This is a genomic window from Gemmatimonadota bacterium, assembly GCA_026706345.1.
Classification (GTDB): domain Bacteria; phylum JAAXHH01; class JAAXHH01; order JAAXHH01; family JAAXHH01; genus JAAXHH01.
Window position 1 is genome coordinate 1 of the sequence record JAPOYX010000094.1, and the last position, 2,303, is coordinate 2,303.

The 2,303-nt window shown below is 59.3% G+C and carries 3 protein-coding genes; all 3 read right to left on the bottom strand.

Going from position 1 to position 2,303, the window contains the following annotated elements:
- Positions 1-219 precede the first annotated feature (219 nt).
- Positions 220-1,353, bottom strand: a complete 1,134-nt coding sequence (locus OXG98_06935; protein ID MCY3771738.1) for a hypothetical protein — start codon at positions 1,351-1,353, stop codon at positions 220-222.
- Between the two features lie 73 nt (positions 1,354-1,426).
- Positions 1,427-1,801: a DUF6152 family protein gene (locus tag OXG98_06940; protein MCY3771739.1), complete on the bottom strand. Its 375-nt coding sequence runs from the start codon at positions 1,799-1,801 to the stop codon at positions 1,427-1,429.
- 64 nt (positions 1,802-1,865) lie between these two features.
- Positions 1,866-2,303, bottom strand: a 438-nt coding sequence (locus tag OXG98_06945) for an SMP-30/gluconolactonase/LRE family protein (protein MCY3771740.1), incomplete at its 5' end; no start/stop codon positions are given.

The following is a 2,303-nucleotide window of genomic DNA, read 5'->3' on the forward strand; positions in this document are numbered from 1 at the left end:
AGACGAGCAGGCAATCGAGCCCCGCCATGTCCATGCGCCAGCGCACCTCATGCCAGCGGCGGTCCCGTTCCGCCTCCGTCAGGTCCGGCCACTCTTTGCTCAGCGACCTAAAATCAGCCCTAGCGCTCGCCATTATCTTGCGTCCTCCGCTGTTCAGTGTACATGTCCATCACTCCATGATATCGAGGCCTGGCGCCCTGAAAGGGCGTGCGCTGGAGATTACTGTGCGCTGTACCTGGTAAAGGCCCCTCTGGCAATCGGTATCGACGAAGGCCCTTCGGCCGCGAAAACAGTACCGTCGGCGTCCACAGCCACCCCTTCACCAGCAGTAGAGTGATAGCCACGATTCTCGTCGGGATATCCCGGAATAAAGGCAGTCAATCTGTCTTCGTTCAGTGGGCCGATGCGAACGCCCGCGATCCAGTTGACATGGCGGAAGGGATCAGATTCGGAATCGATCGCGTAAACCAGGTTGTCATCTGTAATAAATATTCCGCTAATGCGGCCATAGCTGTAGCGAGATTCCAGATAGTTGCCTTCCAGATCGAAAATCTCCAATCGATGATTTCCGCGATCCGCTACCCAAAGTCGGTTCTGCGAATCAATCTCGAGCGCATGGGGTGTACGAAACTCGCCATGAGCCGCACCGAGCTGACCCCACTGCATGATGAAGGTGCCATCGGCAGCAAACTTGAGGATACGACCTGTTTGGCCAGCCCGCCTGCCCTGTTCTACTGAGTCGGCAGTTGTCATGCCTTGGCCCGCGTGGCCGTCGGATACGAAGATACTGCCGTCTTCTGCAACGACAACGTCGTTCGGTCCATTGAAGTGGGCGCCGTCGTTGCCCGTCTGACCCGCTACACCCAGACTCATCAAAAGTTCACCATCCGGGCTGAATTTGTGCACTTGCTGGCCCTTGGTGCCGCTAGCGTTAGTGGCAAAGTCCGTGACCCAGACGTTGCCTTCATAGTCCGCATGGATCCCGTGGGGAATTGTGAATATTCCCGCCCCAAAATTGGCCAGCACTTCGCCCGTGCTGCGATCTAACTTGAATATCGGATCTACCGGATTGGTATCACAGTTCACTGAGCCGCCGGCAGCGCCACCGCCACCGCCGGCTCCACAGCGCTCATAGGCCCAGATATGGCCATCGGTGGGATCGATATCGATACCCGCAGTGTGCCCCCAAACTCGCCCGGCGGGCAGTTCGCCCCACTGGGTGTTGACCACAGGATTTGGATTGGAGAAGCCTTCGCCGGTGACGATATTACCGTCGACTGAGCTGCCTGAGCTGCAGCCTGCGACAAGAACAACAGCCCCCGGAACAGCTAACTTGATTCGATTTATGAACATTTTTCTTGCTCCACTACGGGTTGGTCGCTTATTCGTTGGACACGCTACATTTCATTGACGAACGAATGATTCCTTACTCGAGCACCTTCCCGCCCGGTGCAACCACCCTGATCAGCTGCATGGACGGCGAGCCGTCCACAGCGGGTCTTCCGGTCACCGTGACTCGGTCCCCGGGATTAAGGTCATCGGTTCTCCAGCCTCTCCTATACAGGGTCGGTCCGGAGCTCGTCTCGGAGTCCCAGATCACCGCTTCGCCCGTTTCCCCTTCCACCTCCACCAAGAGCCGGGAATGGGGACTGATCATGCGAAATTGGACAACCGTCCCCATGATCGTCACGGGACGCTCATCGGCATACCTTGCCGCGGTGTTGTGATGTCCGAACACCGGTCCGGCAACGGCGAGCAGGACTGCCCAAGCAGCGAAACCTGCAAACCATCTGTTTTTCATTCCGTCTCCTTCATGACTGCTCTGATCCCCTCTCTAGGGCAGCCTTCGGCCAAGAGCGGGATCTTCAGTTCAGCGGAAAGCGCGCGATACGATCCTGATTGCTGCCGACCCAGATCTCGTTGCCAACCCGTATGGCCGCGCTTGCGCGCTGCATCGAGGCGGTTCCGTCCGCACCGCCAAGGCGCGTGACGGCCAGCGACTCCGGATCCACTTCAACCACCGACCAGCCTGCAGCGCAGCCCGTGCCGTCGCACGTTGCCGGGTCGACAGCGTTGCGGCCGGCGATCAACAGCTTCCCATTGCCGTCCCAGTGAACGTTGTCCGGTCGCATCGGCACCGACACCGTGCGCTTGCCGATCGGCGTCGCGCGACGGTCGAAGCGGACCAGTTCGTGCGTACCACTCGCGGCAACGTACAGGTAACGCCCGTCTTCCGACACATCAATTCCGTTCGGCAGCGACAGCTCGGTGCCGGGCAGCGGTTGCAGCGACCCGCCCGGATG